Annotated in this window: 22 protein-coding genes and 1 tRNA gene; 10 read left to right on the top strand and 13 right to left on the bottom strand. The window is 66.1% G+C overall.

The window, feature by feature from the left end:
* Positions 1-96 precede the first annotated feature (96 nt).
* The 4 genes from ACTWQA_RS43845 to ACTWQA_RS43830 are packed head-to-tail and all read left to right on the top strand — an operon-like array spanning position 97 to position 3,159.
* Entirely contained in the window at positions 97-1,779 is a 1,683-nt protein-coding gene (locus tag ACTWQA_RS43845) for an ATP-binding protein (RefSeq protein WP_443164804.1), read from the top strand.
* Between the two features lie 27 nt (positions 1,780-1,806).
* On the top strand, positions 1,807-2,238 hold the full coding sequence (locus ACTWQA_RS43840; protein ID WP_305917641.1) for a roadblock/LC7 domain-containing protein: 432 nt from the start codon (positions 1,807-1,809) through the stop codon (positions 2,236-2,238).
* Positions 2,239-2,240: 2 nt separating this feature from the next.
* Positions 2,241-2,606 carry a DUF742 domain-containing protein gene (locus ACTWQA_RS43835; RefSeq protein ID WP_443164803.1) on the top strand — a complete coding sequence of 122 codons (366 nt, stop codon included), beginning with the start codon at positions 2,241-2,243 and terminating at the stop codon, positions 2,604-2,606.
* Positions 2,587-3,159, top strand: coding sequence for a GTP-binding protein (locus ACTWQA_RS43830; protein ID WP_443164802.1), 573 nt, complete (start codon positions 2,587-2,589; stop codon positions 3,157-3,159). The genes ACTWQA_RS43835 and ACTWQA_RS43830 overlap by 20 nt, the downstream gene beginning before the upstream one ends.
* A 703-nt stretch (positions 3,160-3,862) precedes the next feature.
* Here the strand turns inward: ACTWQA_RS43830 and ACTWQA_RS43825 are convergent.
* The 3 genes from ACTWQA_RS43825 to ACTWQA_RS43815 are packed head-to-tail and all read right to left on the bottom strand — an operon-like array spanning position 3,863 to position 5,739.
* Positions 3,863-4,786: an alpha/beta fold hydrolase gene (locus ACTWQA_RS43825; RefSeq protein ID WP_443164801.1), complete on the bottom strand. Its 924-nt coding sequence runs from the start codon at positions 4,784-4,786 to the stop codon at positions 3,863-3,865.
* 60 nt (positions 4,787-4,846) lie between these two features.
* Complete coding sequence (locus ACTWQA_RS43820; RefSeq protein ID WP_305917629.1) at positions 4,847-5,329, bottom strand: RNA polymerase sigma factor; 483 nt, start codon at positions 5,327-5,329, stop codon at positions 4,847-4,849.
* Complete coding sequence (locus ACTWQA_RS43815; protein WP_443164800.1) at positions 5,326-5,739, bottom strand: hypothetical protein; 414 nt, start codon at positions 5,737-5,739, stop codon at positions 5,326-5,328. The genes ACTWQA_RS43820 and ACTWQA_RS43815 overlap by 4 nt, the downstream gene beginning before the upstream one ends.
* Before the next feature lie 117 nt (positions 5,740-5,856).
* Here ACTWQA_RS43815 and ACTWQA_RS43810 point away from each other — a divergent pair, with 117 nt between their 5' ends.
* Both ACTWQA_RS43810 and ACTWQA_RS43805 read left to right on the top strand, forming a co-directional pair.
* Entirely contained in the window at positions 5,857-6,288 is a 432-nt protein-coding gene (locus ACTWQA_RS43810; protein WP_443164799.1) for a hypothetical protein, read from the top strand.
* A gap of 18 nt (positions 6,289-6,306) precedes the next feature.
* Positions 6,307-6,390, top strand: a tRNA-OTHER gene (locus tag ACTWQA_RS43805).
* 7 nt (positions 6,391-6,397) lie between these two features.
* Here ACTWQA_RS43805 and ACTWQA_RS43800 read toward each other — a convergent pair.
* The gene (locus ACTWQA_RS43800; RefSeq protein ID WP_443164798.1) at positions 6,398-7,174 is read right to left on the bottom strand and encodes a class I SAM-dependent methyltransferase; all 777 of its coding nucleotides are present in this window, start codon (positions 7,172-7,174) and stop codon (positions 6,398-6,400) included.
* 310 nt (positions 7,175-7,484) lie between these two features.
* On the opposite strand from ACTWQA_RS43800, the gene ACTWQA_RS43795 reads away from it, so the two are divergent.
* Positions 7,485-8,093, top strand: a complete 609-nt coding sequence (locus tag ACTWQA_RS43795; protein ID WP_443164797.1) for a flavin reductase family protein — start codon at positions 7,485-7,487, stop codon at positions 8,091-8,093.
* A 129-nt stretch (positions 8,094-8,222) separates the two neighbouring features.
* Here the strand turns inward: ACTWQA_RS43795 and ACTWQA_RS43790 are convergent, their stop codons facing one another.
* The 3 genes from ACTWQA_RS43790 to ACTWQA_RS43780 form a co-directional block, all read right to left on the bottom strand.
* Complete coding sequence (locus ACTWQA_RS43790; protein ID WP_443164796.1) at positions 8,223-9,074, bottom strand: phosphotransferase enzyme family protein; 852 nt, start codon at positions 9,072-9,074, stop codon at positions 8,223-8,225.
* A gap of 120 nt (positions 9,075-9,194) precedes the next feature.
* Entirely contained in the window at positions 9,195-9,791 is a 597-nt protein-coding gene (locus tag ACTWQA_RS43785; protein ID WP_443164795.1) for a YciI family protein, read from the bottom strand.
* 44 nt (positions 9,792-9,835) lie between these two features.
* A complete protein-coding gene (locus tag ACTWQA_RS43780; RefSeq protein ID WP_443164794.1) occupies positions 9,836-10,894 on the bottom strand; it encodes a methyltransferase in 1,059 nt (352 codons plus the stop codon).
* A 409-nt stretch (positions 10,895-11,303) separates the two neighbouring features.
* Between ACTWQA_RS43780 and ACTWQA_RS43775 the strand changes: the two genes are divergently transcribed.
* On the top strand, positions 11,304-11,687 hold the full coding sequence (locus ACTWQA_RS43775; RefSeq protein ID WP_443164793.1) for an HNH endonuclease family protein: 384 nt from the start codon (positions 11,304-11,306) through the stop codon (positions 11,685-11,687).
* Between the two features lie 598 nt (positions 11,688-12,285).
* Positions 12,286-13,452 (top strand): hypothetical protein, encoded by a 1,167-nt coding sequence (locus tag ACTWQA_RS43770; protein WP_443164792.1) that lies wholly within the window; start codon positions 12,286-12,288, stop codon positions 13,450-13,452.
* A gap of 201 nt (positions 13,453-13,653) precedes the next feature.
* Here ACTWQA_RS43770 and ACTWQA_RS43765 read toward each other — a convergent pair whose 3' ends face one another.
* Complete coding sequence (locus ACTWQA_RS43765; RefSeq protein WP_443164791.1) at positions 13,654-14,715, bottom strand: M23 family metallopeptidase; 1,062 nt, start codon at positions 14,713-14,715, stop codon at positions 13,654-13,656.
* A 367-nt stretch (positions 14,716-15,082) separates the two neighbouring features.
* On the opposite strand from ACTWQA_RS43765, the gene ACTWQA_RS43760 reads away from it, so the two are divergent.
* Positions 15,083-15,490, top strand: coding sequence for a hypothetical protein (locus ACTWQA_RS43760; RefSeq protein ID WP_443164790.1), 408 nt, complete (start codon positions 15,083-15,085; stop codon positions 15,488-15,490).
* A gap of 292 nt (positions 15,491-15,782) precedes the next feature.
* On the opposite strand, the gene ACTWQA_RS43755 is transcribed toward ACTWQA_RS43760, so the two are convergent.
* The 5 genes from ACTWQA_RS43755 to ACTWQA_RS43735 all read right to left on the bottom strand — a co-directional run bounded on the left by ACTWQA_RS43755 (position 15,783) and on the right by ACTWQA_RS43735 (position 20,332).
* Entirely contained in the window at positions 15,783-16,661 is an 879-nt protein-coding gene (locus ACTWQA_RS43755; RefSeq protein ID WP_443164789.1) for a hypothetical protein, read from the bottom strand.
* 344 nt (positions 16,662-17,005) lie between these two features.
* Entirely contained in the window at positions 17,006-17,647 is a 642-nt protein-coding gene (locus ACTWQA_RS43750; protein ID WP_443164788.1) for a response regulator, read from the bottom strand.
* Between the two features lie 2 nt (positions 17,648-17,649).
* Positions 17,650-18,873, bottom strand: a complete 1,224-nt coding sequence (locus ACTWQA_RS43745) for a sensor histidine kinase (RefSeq protein ID WP_443164787.1) — start codon at positions 18,871-18,873, stop codon at positions 17,650-17,652.
* Between the two features lie 14 nt (positions 18,874-18,887).
* Entirely contained in the window at positions 18,888-19,613 is a 726-nt protein-coding gene (locus tag ACTWQA_RS43740; protein WP_443164786.1) for an ABC transporter permease, read from the bottom strand.
* Positions 19,610-20,332 (bottom strand): ABC transporter ATP-binding protein, encoded by a 723-nt coding sequence (locus ACTWQA_RS43735; protein WP_443164785.1) that lies wholly within the window; start codon positions 20,330-20,332, stop codon positions 19,610-19,612. The genes ACTWQA_RS43740 and ACTWQA_RS43735 overlap by 4 nt, the downstream gene beginning before the upstream one ends.
* Between the last annotated feature and the right edge of the window lie 158 nt (positions 20,333-20,490).

Here is a 20,490-nt window from a genome sequence, read left to right as displayed (position 1 = left end):
CGCATCACGTTAAGTGGCCGCAGGGATCGATATTGTGCTGATTGACTCAGTATGGTGACCCGTGTTGACCTATCACCCTTGTGCCAAGGACTCCCGATGTCTGCGCCTCCCGTGCCTCCCACCGCCCCCGAACGCCAAGACGCCGGAAGCCGTGGCAGGTCACGCGGCCGCGCTAAACGTCGTCCGATCAACGTTCATGCCTTCCATCTGTGCATTTCCATCCTTCCAGCAGCCCTTATGGCGTGCCTGGGGCTGATCGCCGTGACGGTGCTGACCATGACGGGACCCTCGTCACCGCAGGCTTGGCCGACACTGGCCGTCATCGCGGGGGGAGCGGTGGCCCTCATGCTCGTCACGGTCGTCGCGGCGGACAAGGCGACTCGGCGGGAGCGTCAGATATCCGGTCGTGCGGCCTCCCGCCTCAAGGACTTGGAGCCCCGGCTCGGCGACCTGGGTGTCTTAGTGTCCCGCGGCCGGCAAGAACTGCAAGGCCTGGCAGAGCGGATCGCGGCCGGCGAGGTTCCCGCACGACGGGGCGTCGACTTCCGGCCTGTAGCGACCGGCGACCCCATCGCGCACCTTGCGCAAGAATTCCAGAAAGCTCAGAACGAGGCCTGGAACGCGATGATCAACGCGGCGAGCCGGAAACCCAGTGGCCGTCCCACACAGCGAGTCGAGATCTTCGTCAACCTTGCTCTGCGAATGCAGTCATTGTCCCATCGGGCGATGAAGGGACTCGACGAGCTGGAGAACCAGGTCGAGGATCCCGAACTGCTCAAGGGCCTGTTCAGGGTCGATCACCTCAGTACTCGCCTGCGCCGACAGGCCGAAAGCCTCGCTGTGATCGGTGGGGCCGTCTCGCGGCGCCAGTGGAGCAGGCCGGTAGCCACGTACGAAATTCTGCGCTCGGCCATCGCCGAGGTCGAGCACTACAGCCGGGTCAAAGTGGTGCCGCCGGTCGAAGGGGTCGTGGACGGCGGCGCGGCCGCGGACATCATCCATCTGGTCGCCGAGCTTGTCGAGAACGCCACTAAGTTCTCGCCGCCGCACACGCAGGTGCTCCTCCGCGCAGAAGCCGTAACTGCAGGCTTGGCCATCGAGATCGAGGACCGCGGCCTCGGCATTCCCCGAGAAGCCCAGCGTCGGCTGAACGACCTTCTCACCGCTCCGGAACGAGTCGACGTCGACGAACTGGTGCAGGACGGCCGTATCGGACTGCTCGTGGTATCCGCCCTCTCACGTCGGCACAAAGTCGTTGTCAGGCTGCAGACCAACATCTACGGCGGCACCCAGGCCATCGTCGTGATCCCGAATGAGTTGATCAGTTCAGAACCGCGGGAGACCGGCGTACGACAGGCAACCTCCCCCGAGCCCGCGAAACCTAAGCCCGTCCCGTCGGCCAGTACACCAGGCTCGCTTTTCTCGCCGAGGCCTTCCTCCGGTTCGAGACAGGACACACCAGCGCTGAGTGGCCACGATGCCGGTGCCCGCCCTGACGACCCGTCCGAGGCTTGGAGGAAGCAGAGCGCCGGCGCGCCCGCCCGGCAAACGGAGAAGCGGACCGACTTCGGTCCTCCAAGAGGTACCGGCCGACGTCCGGAACTGCCGAAACGTCGCCCTCAGGCGAGCATGGCGCCCGAGCTTCTCAACACTTCCGCAACCCTGGATGACGATACGGACCTCGACCTCGATCACGGGCTGATGGCGTCATTCATGAAGGGGATGCGCAGTGGTCAGGACGAAGACGTTAAAGACGGGACTGGTAACACCGATCTTTAGAACATTAAAACCTAGAAGGAGCGTCCATTGAGCGCCGTCTCGTCAAACAAGACTTCGGATCTCGCCTGGCTGCTGAAGGGGCTGTCCCAGGAGGTCCCTGCCATTCGTGGCAGTGTGCTGCTGTCCTCCGACGGGCTGGTGAAAGCCACCCACGGTCTGGACCGCGACAGCTCAGAATATCTCGCGGCACTCGCCTCCGGATTTTTTTCCATGGCACGGAGCGCCTGTGCCAAATTCGACGGCGGCAACGAAGTCCGCCAGGTCGTGACCGAACTTAAGTCCAGCCGACTGTTCATCTCGTGGGCCGGCCACAACTCGGTTATCGCGGTGCTGGCGGGGGGAGATGCCGACCCGGGTGTCGTCGGTCTTGAGATGGCTCGGCTGATCAAAGCCGTCCGTCCCTTCCTGGACACAGCGATCCGCCCGCCGGCAGCTCGTTCTGGTGACAGGAACCGATGAACATGGCCGGTGACGACGAAATATGGCTTGATGACGAAGCCGGCCCCCTGATTCGCCCCTACACAGTGAACGCGGGCCGCACCCGCCCGACTGTGGAACTGGATATGCTCTCATTGGTCGTCACCACAGGTCGGGCCAGCCCGGACGTGGATCCGGAACATGTCAAGGTTCTCGAGCTGTGCCGCACGCCGGTCTCGGTCGCGGAGGTGGCGGCGACCATACGACTCCCTGTGATGGTCACCAAGGTCCTCCTCGCGGATCTGGTGGACTGCGGAGCCATAGCCACCTGGGCATCGTCTTCTTCGTCCAGCCACGTCACCGACCGAGTTCTCTTGGAGAAGCTGCTCGATGGTTTACAACGAATCTGAGGTGTTCCCCACCCAGGTCAAGATTCTGGTCGCTGGTGGATTCGGCGTCGGAAAGACGACCTTCGTCGGCGCGACGAGCGAGATCGAGCCACTGAATACGGAAGAACTCATCACGGCGGCCAGCATGGGCGTCGACAATCTCAGCAGGACAGAGGACAAGTCCACAACCACAGTTGCATTTGACTTCGGCCGCATCACCATCCACCAGCACAATATCGTGCTCTATCTGTTCGGAACGCCTGGGCAGGAGCGCTTCTGGTTCATGTGGAACGAGTTATCCGCAGGAGCGCTCGGTGCCGTTGTGCTGGCCGATACCCGTCGGCTGCAGGAATGTTTCGCCGCCGTCGACTTCTTCGAGAATCGGGGCATCCCATTCCTCGTCGCGGTCAACGTATTCGACGACGCGTTCCCCTATGAACCGGAAGAGGTGCGAGCCGCACTTGAACTCGACCCGCGCGCGCCGGTCATGTTGTGCGATGCACGGGATACCCGTTCCGCGATGTCGGTACTCCGGTCACTGATCCAGCATCTTCTCACCGCCGCTCCGATCTGACCGACACGCAGTGAGGACGATCTGCAACTGGTTTCTTGTCCCGCTCCCCGCTGCCGACCAGCCCTAAGCGCCACACGAACTCCGGGTGGCACCCAAGACCATCACCCGGCGCGTCGACGATTAGGCCACCCAAGCTTGACTTCTCCGGGCGTCGTGAAACTTGAGACAAACCTACGGAAACCCACGACGAAATATCCGATGAGCAGGAGGCCGCCGATGAGTAGCAGGATGACGGCGGTCTTCACTACCGCCTTGAAAGCGGTTCGAGCAGTGGAGTTCGCCGGGGTCTCCGGGGGAAGGTCGCCGACAGCCGCCGCGACGATGGCCACTCTTGTTGGACGTGATCTATTCGTGGCACATTGCGCCTCGTGGACGAATATCGGCGGTCTCTCTGGTACAGAGCCTCCTTGGCTCTCGCGATCTTTGACTTTGGCTGGGTGGCATCGGGACTGGGCTTAGCGTTGTCGGACCTCAGCAAGCCTTGGCCGTTTTGGCACGTGTCAAGCCCGCAGCATGGGCCGAGAAGGCAGCGCGGACATCGCTTCCCGGAGAACGTAGAGGGGTGACTTCGATGTCACTGTGGCCGACGATGTCGCGGACTGACCTGAGGTGGGACGCCGAGGTTGAGCGGGAGCGTCACGCAAGTGTGGCGTGCGCGCAGGCGCGTCTTTCAGGGGCAGGCGCTGCGAGCAAGACCCCGACCTCATCGGCGCAGGTGGTCCGCCATCAGCCGGGCGACCTCGTCCGGACAGTCGGTAGTCAGCGCGTGGCCGCAGCCGTCGAGTTCGCGCACCTGTACGGCGGGCATCCGGCGAGCGAACTCCTGAGCCTGCCACACCGGGTTGACGGTGTCCTGGCGGCCCCAGATCACCAAGGTGGGCGTGGTGGTGGACGGCATGGCAGCCAGGGTTTCACGCCAGTCCAGGCCGCGTTCGAGGAGGACCTGGCTCTCCAGGTTGTCGGGGAAAGTGCCGGGTGCCCAGAACGCGTCGACGTCCTCCTCGGTGATCCTGCTTCGGTTGACGTGGATCCGGTCGAGCGCGGCGCGTGAGCTGGACCTGTCGGCGTAGTACCAGTTGTTCCACAGCTCCCCGACGACCGGGTACTTCATGAGTTCATACACCCAGGTGTCGCGGGTGCTGGCGCCGGAGGGGGCCAGCAGGAGCAGGCTGCTGACGCGTTCGGGGTGACGCTGGGCGTAGGCAAGCGCCCACCCTCCGCTCCACGACAGCCCACCGAGCGCGGGACGCTCGATGCCCGCCGCGTTCAGGAACACACCGATCGCCGTGGTCATCCCCTTAAGGTCCCAGGTGAAGTCGCGATCCTTCAGCCGGGTGAATCCTTGGCCGGGGAGGTCCACTATGTAGACCGTGTGGTCGCGGGCCAGCTCCGGCAGCTGACGGCGCCAGCCGTACGTCCAGGAAGCCCCAGGTGACAGCAGCACGACCGGTGTGCCGGAGCCTTCCTTGACGTAGTGAAAGCGAGCGAGCGGGGTGTCCAGGAACCGAGCGTTCGCCGGCGGCCGGTAACCGGCCGCTGCTGGGCGGTAGCCGTACGCGCCGTAAAGGGCGGTGCCGACGGCCAGGGTGAGGATCAGGCTCAGGACCACGAGCGTGCGAGGTCTCATGGATGCTCTCCGTTCTGTGGGATTCCACCAGAAGGAGGCGAGCGAGCCTCAGGAGGTTCCTCAGGACTGCCACGCCTTGCGGAAGCTCCGGCGGGCGCGGTGCAGGCGCGATTTAACCGTCCCTTCCGGTACGTGCAGGAGCCGTGCGGCCTCCTCCTCCGGCAACCCCTCCAGGTCACGCAGGACCAGCACCGCCCGATGTTCGGGTGACAGCCGCTCGAGCACGTCACGGATGTCCACCGCGCTCTCGACGTCCTGCTTCGATGGCAGTTCGGCGAGTTCCACCGCGTGGTGCCGCCGTCTGGCGATCCTGACCGCCTCCCGTACGGCTATCGCCCGGGCCCAGCCGTGGAGCGCCTGCGGATCGCGCAGGCTCCCCAGGTTCCGGAAGATCGCGATCAGCGCCTCCTGGACGGCGTCGGGCCCGTTGTCGAGCGCGATGGGCCCGCAGATCCGGCCAAGGTACGGCGTCAGCTCGCTCAGCAGGTCGTTCATGGCCATCGTGTCGCCGCCTTGCGCAGCGCGCACCAGATCGGCGCTCATCGCCGCACGACCCTCGCCTCGAGCTTGGCCAGCGCCTTCTCCCCCGCGGCCCGCACGCCCACGGGAACGAGCGCCGCCCGGCCGGGAACGCGGACTCCTCCGGTCTGCGCGACCAGGGTTCCTCCCGGTACGGCTGCCGCCGCGACGCCGACGATCAGGAATCTGCTCTGCATCCAGCACCAGCCGGGCAGCAGCTCGACGTCGAACCTGGCACGCATGCCGTACCGGCTTCGCGCCTTGGCCACCAGGCGCTCGCTTCCGTGCCCGGAAACGATGGTCAAGTGGCGCATGTCCGGCTCGAAGGTGCCGAACTCCTCTTCCAGGGCGCTCACCACGGACCAGACGTCCTCGAACGGGGCGGGGATGACGCGTTCGGCTACGTCCGCCCCGGGGATGGCGGAGGCGAGCACCCGCAGCCTCCGTACCGGGTCCAAATCAGCAACAGGCCAAGTCATATCCATCCAGAGGCGTCGACCGCGGCGAAGGTTCCATGGAACCACCGACGATTTCCGCTCCTCCTACCGGGCATGAGAATCTCACTCCCGGCCGCCTTCGTCGCCGCCGTCCTGCTGCTCGACGCGTTCCTTCACCTTTTCTGGTTGGTACGGCCGGCCGCGGACCCGCGAGCGCTCTCCCTGGCGGTGCTCAACTTCGAGACGCCCTTCACGGCACGCGTCCTCGTGCCCCTGATCGTCGTGCTCACCGTCGCCGCCCTCTCAGTGATCGCCGTCTCCCTCGGGCGGGGCGGTCGGCTCGCCAAGGCGGTCACGCTCGCGCTGGGCGGCGGGCTGCTCGTGCGTGCGGAACTCGGCCTCGCGTGGGCCTTCGGGCTGGGCACGGACACCGGCACTCCGTTCTACTGGCTCAACCTGCTGATCTACAGCCCGCTGTGCGTGGCGCTGGGGTTCGCGACCGGAGCTGTGCTGATGCGGGCTTCCTTCTCGGGGGTCGAAGCATGAGGTGGGAACGGCGCGACGAAGGCAGCCGGCCAGACCTCTCTGCGTTGTGACTGGCTCCTGTTCGCAAGCAGGAAGTCAGGAGTTCGAATCTCCTGGGCTCCACCGCATGTCAAAGGCCACACCCTGCGGGGCGCCGTTCGAGCGTGAGCAGCGGCTCTGAAAACACAGGCGCTGGTGCGCCGGGATCTGCGGCAACAGCCTGCTCCAGGCGGCGGAAGCCGGTCTCCAACTCGTCGGGAGTGAGGTGAGCGAAGAACGAAAGGGTGCGCAGGCGCAGTCGTTCGAGCATGTCACCGCAAGTGCCGGCGGACGGCTCGGTAACGGTGCCGAAGCTGGCAACGCGCCAGCCGTCCGACGTGAACATCGCGATGACCTCGTGCAGCGGCTGAAACAGGGAGGCGTCCACCTCAAAGCCGCGGGGGAAGTGCTCCAGCCACCACGGCCTGGGATGATGATCGCGGAAATTCGCGCGCAGGAGCAGCCGCCCGCCGGGCCTGAGTACCCTGGCCAGCTCGCGGGCCGCCCGCGGCTTGTCCTGGACGTGGTGCCAGGACAAGAACATGAGAGCGTAGTCGGCACTGCCGGACGGCACCGGCATGTCCTCGGCGGAGCCCGCCAAATACCGCACCCCGGGATGCAGGGACTGCGCCTGCGCCGTCTCGCGCATGCGGACCGACGGCTCGACGCCGGTGACCGGTCCGAACGCTCGCGCCAGCGCGGGGGTGAACCTGCCGGTCCCTGAGCCCACGTCCAGCCCCGCCAGCGGACGCCGCTCGGGCAGCACCGCGTCGAAGGCACTGATCCAAACCTGTAGCTGCTGCTCGGTAAGCGCACGGCCACGCGCGTAGTCCTGGTACTGCTCCGTGTCGTAGTCGATCCGCCTCATCGCAGCTCCCGCGTCCAATCGGGCTACGCCAAACCGTCGGCCCGATATATCGAGTGGATACATCGGCACGATATGCAGTGTCGCGTTCTGCCGCAAGCCATCCGCCTGCCTCGCACCCCACCTCCCCGAGGCGCAGTCGAACGCAAGACGGCGCCATCGCTGAAGAGCGGACCGGCTCGGAGCTGGTCGGTGGGCATGTTGTCGGTCAACGCCTGGTCGGCCGCCTCCGGACCGGATCTGTTCGTAGGAGAAACCGTGCGTTCCGCGTGGCGACCACTACACAGGGTGAGCGCGATGAATACTGAACGGCATGCGTGTCGACTTCGATCCCGAGGCCATGGGTGGGGCGGCTTTCTACCGGTTCCTGACCTCGGTCGTTGTTCCGCGTCCGATCGCGTGGGTATCCACCGTCACACCCGACGGAGCGGTGGAGAACCTCGCTCCGCACTCCTTCTTCAGCATCGCCAGTACCGATCCGCCGATCGTGCAGTTCACCTCGATCGGCCGCAAGGACTCTCTGCGCAATGTTGAGGACACCGGAGAGTTCGTCGTCAACTTCTCCTCCGAACCGCTGCTGCACCAGATCCGCGACACCGCCACCGATTTCCCTCGGACCGTGAGCGAATTCGGCTTCGCGGGAGTCGAACGCGAAGCCAGCCGTCATGTGCGGCCGCCCCGGGTGGCCGCCTCTCCCGTCGTCCTGGAGTGCCGTTCACACACCACGCTGCGCATGGGCAACTCCACCTTGGTGTTCGGCAGGGTCTTCCTCGCGGCGGTGCACAAGGATTACATCGTCAACGGCCGGCCTGATGCCGAGCTGTTGCGCCCGTTGACCAAGCTAGGCGGCGACGAGTGGGGGACGTTGGGCGAGATCCTGCACCTGAGCCGCATCCCTTACGAGGAGCCGCAAGCCGTATGATCCAGCATCTCCTCCAGGCAGACCGGTATGACCTCTCGTCGAGAGGCACCTTGATCCACCGAGCTGATGCCCTCCGCGCGTGTGGCCCTACTTCAACAGCAAGCCGGCCACGACCTCGAAGGCCTGCGATCAGCCGTGGATATCCAGCCCTTCACGATCGAGCTCTGCTCGGATCTGGCTGAGCCACTCTGTGCCCAGCCGGCGCCCGTTGGGGAGTTGGTCGTCTCGATCCCAGCGCCACGTTGCGATCATCGCCAGCACGAGGATCCGGCACTCGCGTAGCAAGCCTTGATTGACACCCGCGTAGTGCTCGCTGACGTCTTCGGGCGCATGGGCGAGGTCGAATTCGACAGGCCCACGGCAACACGTCTCGAGGTCTATGAACAGCAGCCCGTTCTTCGTGGTGAGCACGTTGCCCGGGTGCGGCTCGCCGTGCAGCAGCTGCTCGGCGGCGCCGCGCTCGGCGATCACTCGCCTCAGACTTCGTAACGTGTCGCCGAGCAGCTCCCGGTCCGCGTCGGCGAGCGCCGGCGTGCGGTCGCGGCTCGCCACGAGTCGTTGAGCCTGCTCGACCCGATCCATGAAATGCGGCGTCGGGACATCGAGCTTGCGCATGCCGGCATGCAGCCGCCCGAGCGCATCGGCGTAGTCGGCTGGTGAGACCTCGCGAGGCGTCGCAGGTTCGTAGTAGGTCCACAGCGTGACCACGAAGCCATCACGCTCGTGGACGCGTGGCTCCACTCGAGGCTCGAGAGCAGCCACAGGGCTCTCGGATTCGGCGAGCCGCTGAGCAATCTCGATTTCGAACTGTGCGACCTGATCCGCTACAGGTGCCACCCGGGCCAGGACGTCACAAGGCAGCAGACGCAGAGTGAGCTTGTTCGAGTCATGAAGAACGATCGCGTCGTCGACTGTCAGGCCGAGTGATGAGGCGGTCGACCTGGCCGCGGCCACCGCACGTGGGACCTCTGACGCCTGCATCGTCGCCGGCTCCTCTCCCTTATGCGCTGCCGTACTCTCCCAGCGGTGCGACCTGGGCCACCGTACCAAGTTGTCGATCGAGAGCCGCGATGGCGCGAACCAAGGGCTCCGCGCGCCTCTTTAGCGCCGCCCGCCGAACTCCCAGTCGTGGACCTCGATGTCGGCGTACCGGTCCAGGGTCAGGGCGGCGCGTGCCACATCCGGGTCCGGCGCCCGGACCAGCAGCGCCGTACCCAGCCAGGTGGCGCCGTCGTCGGACAGCAGCGGTCCATACGCGATCAACTCGTCCCGGTCCGGCGGCGGGACAAGGTCGGCAGCCTGCCCTGAGCCGAGGCCCAGCACCAGATACCGGTTGCCGCCCTCTCTGCCACCAGGGAAATCCCACATGGTGCGGCCCAGCACGTTGCGCCAGCGGCGCAACATCACGTCCCTGTACACACCGGCCTGGTAGTTGGGCTCGTCGAAGACGAACGCACGCGCAGTGGCGAGATCTGGCAGGTCGACAATGTGCACGCTGCCGGTGGCCGTGTCGCTGTCACGGTGGAAGGTCGGGCCGCGGGCGATCAGCTCCGCCGCGTACCGGTCCATGTAGGACCAATGCTCTTCCACCAACTCGGCGCGCAGAGCCGCGGAGTCGGGCCGATCGCGGTGATAACAGAAGAACTCCATGGCGAGAGTACTTACCACGGCCCGCAGAGACGGCTCCATTCTGGTCATCGCAGCGATGGCGATCCTTCAGCCCCGCCCAGCCGCGATCTGTGTCAAGGGTTCAGCGGAGTACAGTCCAGAATGACATGTCCGAGCGCGGTGCGGTGAACGTCGGCAACGTCGAGCCCGGCTTCGGCAGCGATGGCGATATAGTCCTCGACGGTGCGCTCGCGGCCGCCGCTGAGCACGAGCATGCGCAGGTTCATCTCGGCGAACATGGCCGGGTCGGCACCGGAGCTGCCGTGTGACTCGATCACGACGACCCGTCCGTGCTGCCCTGCCGCGTCGGCGCACCGGCGCAGGATCAGCTGGGCGTCGTCATCGCCCCAGTCGTGCACCACACGCCTGAGCACGTACACATCACCCCCGGCGGGCAGCGGATCGAAGAAACTCTGGCCAACGAACTCGCACCGCGTGGCCAACCCGCGCTCGGCCAGGTAGTGCCGACCTCGATCCACTGTGTCCGGCAGATCGACGAGCGTGGCCCGGATATCCGGATGGGCGCGCAGCACTTCGGCGAGCAGGGCGCCGGTGCCACCGCCGACGTCGACCACATGCCGCACACCGGACCAGTCGTAGCCCCTGGCCGCGTCGGCGACGTAGTCCGCTCCGGAAGCCATCATCGCATCGAACGACCCGCTCATCTCGGGGTGCGCGGCAAGATAGCGCCAGAACGGGGCGCCGAAGACCGTCTCCCACGCCGGTTGCCCGGTGCGGACCGTGTGCAGCAACCCGGTGAATGCCAGGTCCATCTGCCCGCCGAAGCCACCCAGGTCGAGCCGCACCCGCATCCCGGAAGGATGGTCGGACGCCAGCAGCGCGGCGGGCTCGTTGACGGCGAACCTGCCCGGCTCCCGTTCGGTGAAGACACCCCGGCAGACCAAGTGACGCAGCAGCCGGCCCAGTGCGTCGGCGTTGGTGTCAGACCGGCGTGCCAGCTCCTCGACGGGCACCGCGTCGTCGGCCATCAGGTCGGCCAGCCCCAGCGAGGCCGCGACCCGCACCGCCATCGGCGTGACCAGGTCCGTTACAGGTCCCAGTACGTCCCATGCCGCTTCCCATTCCGATGGCCGGCCGTGCTGCTCGTCGTGATCGTCCTCAGCGGCAGTCATGCCACGACACTCCTCGCGCGGAATCTCAAGGCTGCTTTGCCGGAAGCTACCATGCGACCATCCGCTTGGTCGGTGACGGTCGCCCTTACCTTGTCGTGCCCGGAGTATCGCTGCCATCGACGGGGAGTTGCCGGGTATGGCTAGAAGCATGATCTTCTTGAGGTGGGCGGTCCAAGTCGCCGTACTCACTCCTCTGGTCATCCCGATCATCGCTGTCCCGCGGGCGGCAGCCGACACGAGCAAGCAGCCACAGGCGGCGGCGTTGGCCCGCCGCATGCTGGACCAGCTGAAAGTAGCCCAGCCCTTATCAATCCGTGGTTACAGCCACCGGCGGTTCCTGCCTCGATGGGCACATCACAGAGGCAGGTGCGACGCACGAGAGACGGTCCTGGCGCGCGACGGGCGACGCGTGCGCAAGAACGCGAACTGCCACCCTGTTAGGGGCATCTGGCACAGCCCGTACGACGGCAAGCGACTGAAGAGCGAGAAGCAGGTCGACGTCGACCATGTCGTGCCGCTGGCGTACGCCTGGCGCTCTGGCGCCAGCAAATGGAGCCAGGCGCGGCGGCGCGCGTTCGCCAACGACCTCACCCGCCCGGAGCTCATAGTGGTCAGCCATTCCGCCAACATCGCCAAGGGCGGCCAAGGGCCGCAGAGTTGGCGTCCGCCGCGCCGCGGTTATTGGTGCCGCTACGCGACCTCATGGATCACCGTGAAGCATCATTACCGGCTCTTCGTGACGCGGAAGGAGAAGGTGGCCTTGCTCAACATGCTCCGCACCTGTCGCGGGTAATGCGCGCGCTGACCAGGACTGCGGCGAAGCGCAGTCGAACCGTGACCTCATTGTCAGGTATTCACCTGACACGCCCACATTCCCACCGTCCGTAGGCTCGCAACCAGCCGCGGTGCAGGCGCAGGAGGCGAAGCATGCCTTGCCGCCCGGGTAGCTGCCGATCGAGCGGGGGACAGCAGCTGCCCATTCGTTCCGGGACGCGATACGGAGGACATGAGACACGGTCTAGCTGGGAGAACGGGCCCGCGTGCACCCGGGTTCCGCCGCACCATCGCTGGTCCGTTCCGAGAGGTCGCCGATGTCCACACCATTCCCACCCGGCCGGCAGCCGCAGGGCCCCGGTCTGCCCGGAGCACCACGCCATGCTGGAGCACCGGGCGGTCCCGTAGGGCAGTGGCCGCCTCCCCCGCGCAGCGGCGGCGGCGGGAAGGGGCTGTTGATCGCCGTCGTCGCCGTGCTCTGCGTCCTCCTGATCGCCGGAGTGGCCGGAGGTTGGATGCTTCTTAGCCGCAGAGGCGGCGGCGAACCCGGACCATCCTCGAGCTTCACCTACGACCGGGGTAATCCAGTCCGGTCGCCGGCGGCCGAGAGGGTGAAATTGCGGCCGATCACCGGCGACCAGCTCTGCACCGCCATTCCGGACGGCCTCCGTAAGAGCCTGGTCACCGATGGCCGGTACGGCGGGAAGGATTCGTCCACAGGGGCCGCCACCGAAAACGAGAAGCGGGCGGCCTGCGCGTGGCACAACAACAAGATGGACGTCGGCAACGGCGTCATCGGCCATCGCACGCTGAGCATCTCAGTGGAAGCGCGGAGCACGGAAAGCCAGAGCGCGGTCGAGTACGCCAAGGATCGGTTCGAGCGAGACAAAGAAGGGCACGAGCGGCGGATCAACGTCCGGGACGGCAAGCGAACCGACGGAAAGACCTCCGGCTCGGCATTCGGCGAGCTCAAGGAGCTGAAGTACGGCGACGCGTCGTACAGCCAGACCTGGATCGGACACAGCGGCCTCAAGACCACCGTGTTCATCCGGCAGGGGCCCTGGCTGATCAAGGCCGAATACGGCGGCAGCAACCGGACAGGCGACAAGTACCCCTCCGGCGACGAAGTGCGAGCCGGGGCCGGCAAGGTCGCCGAGCGCGTCACCGCGGAAATGGCCAAGGACGCCGGCAAGGTGAAGCTTGCCGGGCCGTGCGCGATCCTCACCGCCAAAGAAATAGAGTCGGCATTCTTCCCCACCGTTCAAGGACCATCAGTTGGCGGTAATGACGGCCGGATCCAGCAGACCACCTGCACCTGGCGCCTAAGTGAGGCGGTCGAGCATGAGCCCGGGCAGGAGTTCACCGCTCGCGGCGGCCAGCTTCGCATCCACGTGGTCGACTGGGGCGGCGGCGACCTGGGATCGACGTTCCAATTCGAGCGAGATGCCAAGAAGTACGACCGCTACCACGCCAAGGGCGGCATCGGCGACGACAACACCCACACTGTCTACGAGCCACGCCAGGAGCTCTCCGGGCTCGGCGAGAAGGCGTTCGCCGTGGTCTCCTCCACCACCAGGCCGGGTCGGCCGGACGAGGATCCCATGCAGGAAGTTCTGATCAAGGCACTGGTCGGCGATCGGACGGTCGAGTTCACCTTCAGAGGTACGACGACCGGGGGCGGCGTCGTCGGTGCCGGGGACTACCAGAAGCCGGTCTTCGAGTCATCCGTCGCGCAACAGGCCGTGGCGAAGCTGGCCAAGGCCTTCCTCGCCGACCTGAAATGACCGACCGCGCCGCATCCCATGGTTCTTCTCTGTGGGATTCGTGACGGGGCGCGGCTGGATCGCTCTCGCGCCGGTTCTCGCCTTTCCGGTGTTCGGTTTCCTTCTGGACAGCTCGCGGGCTGAGCTCCGATGTCGAAGGTCAAAGGCCACTTCCCATGATGATCGGGAAGTGGCGTTTGACCTCTTGTGCGGCTGAGATTCTTAACTGCAGTGTTCGAAGGGGCTGGTGTAGGCGCTGCTGCCGATGGAGCCGCCCCACTTGACGCATTGTCCGGGAGCGCTGCGCTTCACCGGCCCCGCATAGTAGCTGTAGCTGCCCGAGTCGGTCGTCCTGCTTTCCCCTTGCGGCTCCAGGAAGGCCGACATCGATGACGGAGAGCCGAGGTTCGTCGTCTTCAGCGTCACGACGCAGTTGTAGCCGTTGCCCGAGTTGTAGAGCAGGTAGGTGCTGCCGCCAGCGAGGCCGGCGGAGTCGACGACCGCATAACCGCTGCCGCAGACCTCCTCCGGGGTGTAGGGGTTGCCGCTGCAGGCGTTGGTGCTCTTGATGGCCTTCTTCTCGCCCAAGGACACGGTCACGCCGTCTACGGTCGGGCTGGTGTCCATCGCACCGGTGGAGGTCCGCTGTTCGTAGTGCAGGTGCGGAGCGTTGGAGCCGCCCGTCGAGCCGACAGTCCCGATCGTGGTGCCCTGACTGACGCTCATCGAGCCACCGGCCGACCTCACCATGGTCGCGAGGTGGGCATAGCGGGTTCTGCTGCCGTCACTGTGACGGACCTCGATCCACTTGCCGTAGCTGGTGCTTCCCGCGTCGTAGAAGTACGCGGTGCCCGAAGCGGTGGCACGCACCGTTTCACCGTTGATGTCATCGCCCCCATAGTCCTGCCAGTCGATGGAGCCCGACGGGTTGTGGTTAGGGGTCCAGTTGTTGGCGTAGAAGGTCTTCCCGCAGTTGAAGGGGCTCTTGTGAGAGACAGCCAGGACGCTGATGGCCTGTGCTGAGGCGGCCTGGGGAATCAGCGCTGACGCGAGGATGACTAACAGGGCGATGATCGCGGATCTGAGGGTCTTCGGCCAGGTCGGCCTGCCGGTCGTGGGCATGCTCACCTCTCTGGACAGGTGCGTATGGGGGGATACGGTTAGGCGCCCAGTTCCTTTGATGTCGATGAGCCCGTGGCGACGAACAGACGGGGCTGGAGAAAGGTCAGCCGCCAGGGAACATTTCGACATCTCGCCGCCCATAGGGAAGGGCGGGTCGATCATGAACATAACCCTGAAAGTTCTTTTCATCAATCTCTGCAGGATGAAATTTTGCGGCTCCTCCAGCCATGTCTTTATGTACGCCCGTAATCAGAAATTCGGCCTTATTTCGGCCAGGTCTCCCACAAGGACGGAAGAGCAGATGGACGGCGCGGCCCGCGGGCGGCTCGTCCTGCGCCTCCCGCCCCTCACAGTGGAGTGGCCGAAGATCGTGCGACATCCTTCATAGACGCCCCCCACATCCCCGTATCCCGGACGGCACCGGGTGTCCAGTCGCTCAAGGGAGCGATATGGCCAGACCTTTACTCAGATTTGGGATGGTCTGTATGGTGATCTAGTCAAGATCTATTCACCTGCATGAGGTTGAAGCATGAACCGCAAGAAGCTCGCACCCGTTCTCCTCAGCTCCGCCGCCGCGGCGGGCCTGCTGCTGACCCCGACCACGGCCGCCTCCGCACAGGCAGGCACCGCAAAGGCCGGCGCCGCAACGGCATCAGCCGGAGCCGCGGTCGAGCGCGACAGTGTCAGGTGCACCAAGCCCAGTGGCCAGTGGGCCAACTACTCCTGGGGCGAAGGCAATACGACTGCGACCATCTACTTCAATAACCACTGCAGCCACAGGGTCAGCGTCAAGATCATGTTCGTCCGGAAGGGCTCGGTCGGCGACAAGGCCTCCAAGTACCGCTGCATGACGGTCAACGCCAAGACCAAGGGCAAGAAGAAGTTCTACGCCGCCGTCTACAAGCCGTACTCCGTGACCCGGGTCAAGAGCTGCTGAGCTAGCTTCGCCAAGGGGCGAGATCCCTGCGCGGGAGTGCGGTGGTCTCGCCCCTACGCACGCCTCGAATCTACGACGATGGCCACACGAAGTAGCAGCCTGACGGCCAGGATTCCGCGTACAAAACGCGCTCCATGCCCACCAGCGCGGCACCCCAGGGCTCTGGCGGCCGCAGTCGTCGCTGACCTGCACTATCGTGGTGCTGAGTCCGGCACACTCTTCCTGTGCCGGACTCAGCCCACGATCGTCGGCCTGACGCCGCTGATATCGATCATCGGGCGACCGACGGGTCTTAGCTCTTGGCCTTGGCCCAGATCGACGCGAAGACGCCACCCTCGGTGTCCAGGCTAGTCGGCACGTATCCCAGCACCTCCATCTTCGTGGCCTGGAGCTTGTAGGTCAGACGGGACAGGTTCAGGTATTCCTTCAGCCCGGTCGCGTTGCCCTTGCTCCACACGGTGGTGTAGAGCTTGCCGGGCTCGACGGCCATGGCAACGGGCTGCAGACCCTGCTTCGCCTTCGCCAGGAGCTCCTGCCCGCGCTGCTCCACGGTCTGGCCCAGGGTCACCTGGACACTGCCCGTGGCGGCGCCGGCGACCCAGACGGCCGCGTACAGCGGCCTCTCGGCCGTGCCGTACACGTCCAGCGAGCTGATGGCGTAGCCGGAGGCGCTCATCTCAGCGCTGACCTTGGCGAAGGCCTCCGCGGTCAGGCTCAGCTGGGACTTGACCTGCGCCGTGGTCTTCTCGAAGACCGCCGCGAAGACGGCTTCCGCGCCCACGCCAGTACCGGTGATCATGGCGGGCTGGAGGCCGGCCTTCACCTGGTCGCTGATGGTCTTCTGCAGGTTGGTGGCCGACAGACCCTGCAGGACGTTCACCTTGCGGGTGGTGTCCTTGATCCACACGGACGTGTACTGCGGGTTCGCCGCGTTCGACACGCTCAATGCCTCGGGAACGTAGCCCTTGCCCAGCAGCTGCTTGACACGCTGCGTCAGCTGGGTGCCGGTGAGCGCGTCGAGGCTGATGAGGTCCAGCGGCAGGTTCTGGGCCGTCTGAGTGGCGGTGGTCTTGGTGGGCGCGGCGGCCGCCGGTGAGGCAATGGCCAGCAGCGGAGCGGTGGCCATTGCCAGCGCCGCGGTAAGGGCGACCATCCTCTGTGTGAGCCTCATGATCCTCCTATAGGTATAGGTTGTCCCAATTTTTGGACAAGAAGGGACCATAACAGAGAATGAGGGCAAGTTGACCAACCGTCACCGTGATCGAAACATTCCTGTGTCAGAAATCCTCAGGTTTCGGGGCAAGACGGACACCCTCAGAGGGATGCTCATGTTTTGCCAGGTCAATGGGCGCGGCAGCCGTCCGCAGCGACTCGGCGGAGGGATGTCGCTCCGCCGTCACTCCCCGTTCATCCTGCTCGAATCCCCTGGTCACCCGGAGGTTTGCCGCAGGTGATTAGGGTCGTTTCGCGCATGGTGGGATGTGGAGGTCTGTCAAGATGACTTGTGGAGTCGGCTCAGTCGCCGGCCGCCGGCTTGAGCAGACCGGTCTCGTACGCCGCCGCCACCGCGGCCGCCCGGTCCTTCACCTCGAGCTTGGCGAAGACATGCAGCAAATGCGTCTTCACCGTCGCCTCAGTGATGAACAACCGGCCGGCGATCTCTCGGTTGGTCGCCCCGCGGGCGATGAGCCTGAGCACCTCAAGCTCACGCGGGCTGAGCGTCCGCGGTTCCGGCTCCTGGGCCTTGTGCCGCAGGACGCCGGCCACGGCCGGGGACAGCACGGTTTCGCCGCGGGCCGCCGCCTGCACGGCACGACGGAGTTCTGCGCGGGGTGTGTCCTTGAGGAGGTAACCGGTGGCGCCCTGCTCGATCGCCGGCAGGACGTCGGCGTCGTCGTCGAAAGTCGTCAGCACCAGGACATGGATGCCGGGGGTCTGCTCACGGAGGCGGCGGATGACTTCCGAGCCGGTCATCTTCGGCATGCGGAGGTCCAGGAGCACGACGTCGGGCTTGGTGCTTAGGGCCACCGCAAGGGCCTCAGGGCCGTCGGCGGCCTCGCCGACGATCTCGAAGGCCTCGTCGGCGGCGAAGATGCCGCGTAGGCCGTCACGGACGATCGGGTGGTCGTCCACGATGATCAAACGTATCGGCGGCATGGTCACGTTCCCACATGGGAGTCGGGGTGGGGATCGGACTTCGGCTCCGCGGGGATGGCCGGGACAGTTGTGCAGACTCCCGTACCCATGCCAGGAGCCGCCTCGATCACGAAATTTCCTGCTAAACGGGTCACTCTCTGGCGCATCGCCATGAGGCCGAAGCCTCCCCCATCCGTCCCATCCGGGCTGAACCCACGACCGTTGTCGCGTACGTCCAGCGCCACCACATCCTCCATGTACGACAAGGTGACCCCGACCCGATCGGCGGCGGCGTGCTTGGCGACGTTGTTCAGGGCCTCCTGCGCCACCCGGAGCAGGGACGTCTCCACTTCCCCATGCAGCGGCCGGGGATCGCCGGTGACCTGCACGGACGCGGCCACGCCCGTGCTCAGCGACCACTTCTCCGTGAATTCGCGGATCACGGTCGCCAGCTCGGCATCATGCTGCAGCGGCCCCGGCCGCAGCGCCTGAACGGAGCGGCGCGCTTCGGTCAGGCTCTCCCTGGCCACGGTCCGCACCGTATCCAGGCGCGCGCGAGCCGCGGGCATGTCCTCCCCGACCGCCGCTTCGGCGGCCTCGACCTGGGTGAGGATGGCGGTCAGCCCTTGGGCGATGGTGTCGTGGATCTCTCTGGCCATGCGCTGCCGTTCCTCCAGCACGCCGGACTCGCGGGCGCGGCTCAAAAGCTGCGCGTGGAGGTTCGCGTTGTCCTCGGCGAGCGCCGCCAGCTTGGCGCTCTTGTCCTTCAGCTCCGCGATCGCCGCCTTGTGCTGGTCGTTCTGGTCGACGATCGTTCGGATGATCAGGCCGGTCGCGGAGGCGATCAGCACTCCGACGACGAAGGAGGAGAGCAGTTCGGCCGGGGGTCTGCCGGGCTGGAGACGGGCGGCGACCAGCACGCCGACCGTGACGGCCACCCCTCCGTACGCCCACCACCCGGGCAGCAGGGCGAAGCACTGGACGAACACCCCCACGCCGGTCACCGTGAACACCGAGTCGATCCTGACCAGGACGGCCACCACGGCGAGCAGCACCCCGAAGTAGGCGATCAGCGGCAACGGGCGCGCTGCCCACCTGGTCACCATCAACCAGTGCCAAGCGGCCGCGAATGCCGCCAGTGCCAGCACTTCCCACCGCCACTCCCGCAGCAGGGCGAAGATCGCAGGCAGGAGGATGAACAGGTACGGCAGCGCCGGCTGCACACGATCCCAGCGCGTGACCTCCACGCCGGCGCCGGCCCTTACCACCGGAACGCCCTCAGGGCGGCGCCACCCGCGACGACCGAGATCGCGACCATGACGCCCAGCGTAATCGGCGACGCCGCGCCACCGGCCCAGCCATCGCGGATCGCCTCGACCGCGGGCGCCATGGGCATGAGATCGCCGATGGCGCGCATGGAGCCGGACATGCTCTCGCGGGGGATCACGACGCCCGCGAGGAAGACCATCGGGAAGAAGAGGCTCAATCCGATCACGGTCGCGGCCCGCCCGGAGGGGGCAAGAGCGCCGAGGAGGAGACCGATGGCGCCCAGGCTCAGCGCGCTCAGCAGCCACGCCACCAGGACGCCCAGGAGCTGAGCGGGTGCGCTCAGCCCGTACGCGACCGCGCCGATGGCGATCAGCAGCCACGACCCCAGCACGGCCAGCAGCATGTGCGCGGCCCACTGCGCCCCGAACAACATCGTCGGCGAAGCAGGAGTGACGCGGAGCCGTTTCAGCACCCGGCGCTCCCGATATTGGGCCAGCGTGGCAGGCAGGACGACCAGCGCGGCCAGGCCGATGACGAAGATGATCAGCATCGGTACCGTGGCGTCGATCAGCGGCGTGCCGCCGGGCAGCGGCTTGTTGCCACCGCGCAACTTGACCCAGAGCATGATCGCGGGGAAGACGAGCGCGAAGAACGCCGACATCGGATCCCGGACGATGAGCTTCAGCTCGACGGTGACGACCTGCGTGATGCCTTTCATGCCGCTTCGGTCCTTTCGGTCAGGGTGAAGTACGCGTTCTCCAGCGAGTCGGACCCCGCCTTCGCGATCAGGTCCCGAGGCGTGCCCTCGGCGATGACGTGGCCCCGGTCGATGACGGCGAGGCGGTCGCACAGGGCCTCGGCCTCGTCCATGAAGTGGGTGACGAGTACGACCGTGACCCCGCGCTCGCGCATGGCGCGGATCAGACCCCACGTGGTACGGCGGGCGGCCGGATCGAGGCCGGTGGTGAGTTCGTCGAGCAGGACCAGCTCCGGATTGCCGACCAGGGCGAGAGCGATGAACAGCCGCTGTTTCCAGCCGCCGGACAGGTTCGCGAACCGGACGCTCTTCCTGTCCGCCAGTCCCCATTCGTCCATGACCGCCCGCCAATCGGCTGGCCTGTCGTAGAAGGAGGCGTACATCCGCAACGCCTCGCCAACCTTGATGGCATCGGGCAGGGCCGCCTCCTGCAGCTGGGCGCCGATGCGCTGGAGGAGCACGCGCCGGTCGGTGTGCGGGTCCAGGCCGAGCACGCGTAGCGTGCCGCCGTCCGCCCGCCGCAGCCCCGACACGCACTCGACGAGCGTGGTCTTCCCCGCGCCGTTGGGGCCGGCGAGGCCGAAGATCTCGCCTCGCTCCACCCGCAGGGTGACGCCGTCGATAGCCGCGCCCGATTTGTAGCTCTTGCGTAGTTCGTTGATCTCGATGATCGCTGTCATGATCTGAGATTCGCCCGTGAGCGCGGTCGGCGATATCCACCGATCGGTGGATGGGTGGGCGCACGCCGCGTCCGAAGCGGATCAGCACGGGATCGAAACCCGCCGGCTCCAGAGTGAGGGTCAACCGTTCGGCGTCCGCCGGTGTTCTCCTATGGCCC

It is taken from the genome of Nonomuraea sp. 10N515B (assembly GCF_052245915.1).
In the GTDB taxonomy this organism is placed as follows: Bacteria; Actinomycetota; Actinomycetes; order Streptosporangiales; family Streptosporangiaceae; genus Nonomuraea.
Note: the sequence above shows the minus strand (reverse complement) of the source record. Positions and strands in the feature narration are given on the sequence as shown.

What these genes read in the sequence shown, in the direction of transcription:
- ACTWQA_RS43845 (WP_443164804.1), top strand. Translation starts at nt 97, where the DNA reads ATGTCTGCGCCTCCCGTGCCTCCCACCGCCCCCGAACGCCAAGACGCC.
- ACTWQA_RS43835 (WP_443164803.1), top strand. Translation starts at nt 2,241, where the DNA reads ATGGCCGGTGACGACGAAATATGGCTTGATGACGAAGCCGGCCCCCTG.
- ACTWQA_RS43830 (WP_443164802.1), top strand. Translation starts at nt 2,587, where the DNA reads ATGGTTTACAACGAATCTGAGGTGTTCCCCACCCAGGTCAAGATTCTG.
- ACTWQA_RS43825 (WP_443164801.1), bottom strand. Translation starts at nt 4,786, where the DNA reads ATGAGACCTCGCACGCTCGTGGTCCTGAGCCTGATCCTCACCCTGGCC.
- ACTWQA_RS43820 (WP_305917629.1), bottom strand. Translation starts at nt 5,329, where the DNA reads ATGAGCGCCGATCTGGTGCGCGCTGCGCAAGGCGGCGACACGATGGCC.
- ACTWQA_RS43810 (WP_443164799.1), top strand. Translation starts at nt 5,857, where the DNA reads ATGAGAATCTCACTCCCGGCCGCCTTCGTCGCCGCCGTCCTGCTGCTC.
- ACTWQA_RS43800 (WP_443164798.1), bottom strand. Translation starts at nt 7,174, where the DNA reads ATGAGGCGGATCGACTACGACACGGAGCAGTACCAGGACTACGCGCGT.
- ACTWQA_RS43795 (WP_443164797.1), top strand. Translation starts at nt 7,485, where the DNA reads ATGCGTGTCGACTTCGATCCCGAGGCCATGGGTGGGGCGGCTTTCTAC.
- ACTWQA_RS43790 (WP_443164796.1), bottom strand. Translation starts at nt 9,074, where the DNA reads ATGCAGGCGTCAGAGGTCCCACGTGCGGTGGCCGCGGCCAGGTCGACC.
- ACTWQA_RS43785 (WP_443164795.1), bottom strand. Translation starts at nt 9,791, where the DNA reads ATGACCAGAATGGAGCCGTCTCTGCGGGCCGTGGTAAGTACTCTCGCC.
- ACTWQA_RS43780 (WP_443164794.1), bottom strand. Translation starts at nt 10,894, where the DNA reads ATGACTGCCGCTGAGGACGATCACGACGAGCAGCACGGCCGGCCATCG.
- ACTWQA_RS43765 (WP_443164791.1), bottom strand. Translation starts at nt 14,715, where the DNA reads ATGATCGACCCGCCCTTCCCTATGGGCGGCGAGATGTCGAAATGTTCC.
- ACTWQA_RS43760 (WP_443164790.1), top strand. Translation starts at nt 15,083, where the DNA reads ATGAACCGCAAGAAGCTCGCACCCGTTCTCCTCAGCTCCGCCGCCGCG.
- ACTWQA_RS43755 (WP_443164789.1), bottom strand. Translation starts at nt 16,661, where the DNA reads ATGAGGCTCACACAGAGGATGGTCGCCCTTACCGCGGCGCTGGCAATG.
- ACTWQA_RS43750 (WP_443164788.1), bottom strand. Translation starts at nt 17,647, where the DNA reads ATGCCGCCGATACGTTTGATCATCGTGGACGACCACCCGATCGTCCGT.
- ACTWQA_RS43740 (WP_443164786.1), bottom strand. Translation starts at nt 19,613, where the DNA reads ATGAAAGGCATCACGCAGGTCGTCACCGTCGAGCTGAAGCTCATCGTC.
- ACTWQA_RS43735 (WP_443164785.1), bottom strand. Translation starts at nt 20,332, where the DNA reads ATGACAGCGATCATCGAGATCAACGAACTACGCAAGAGCTACAAATCG.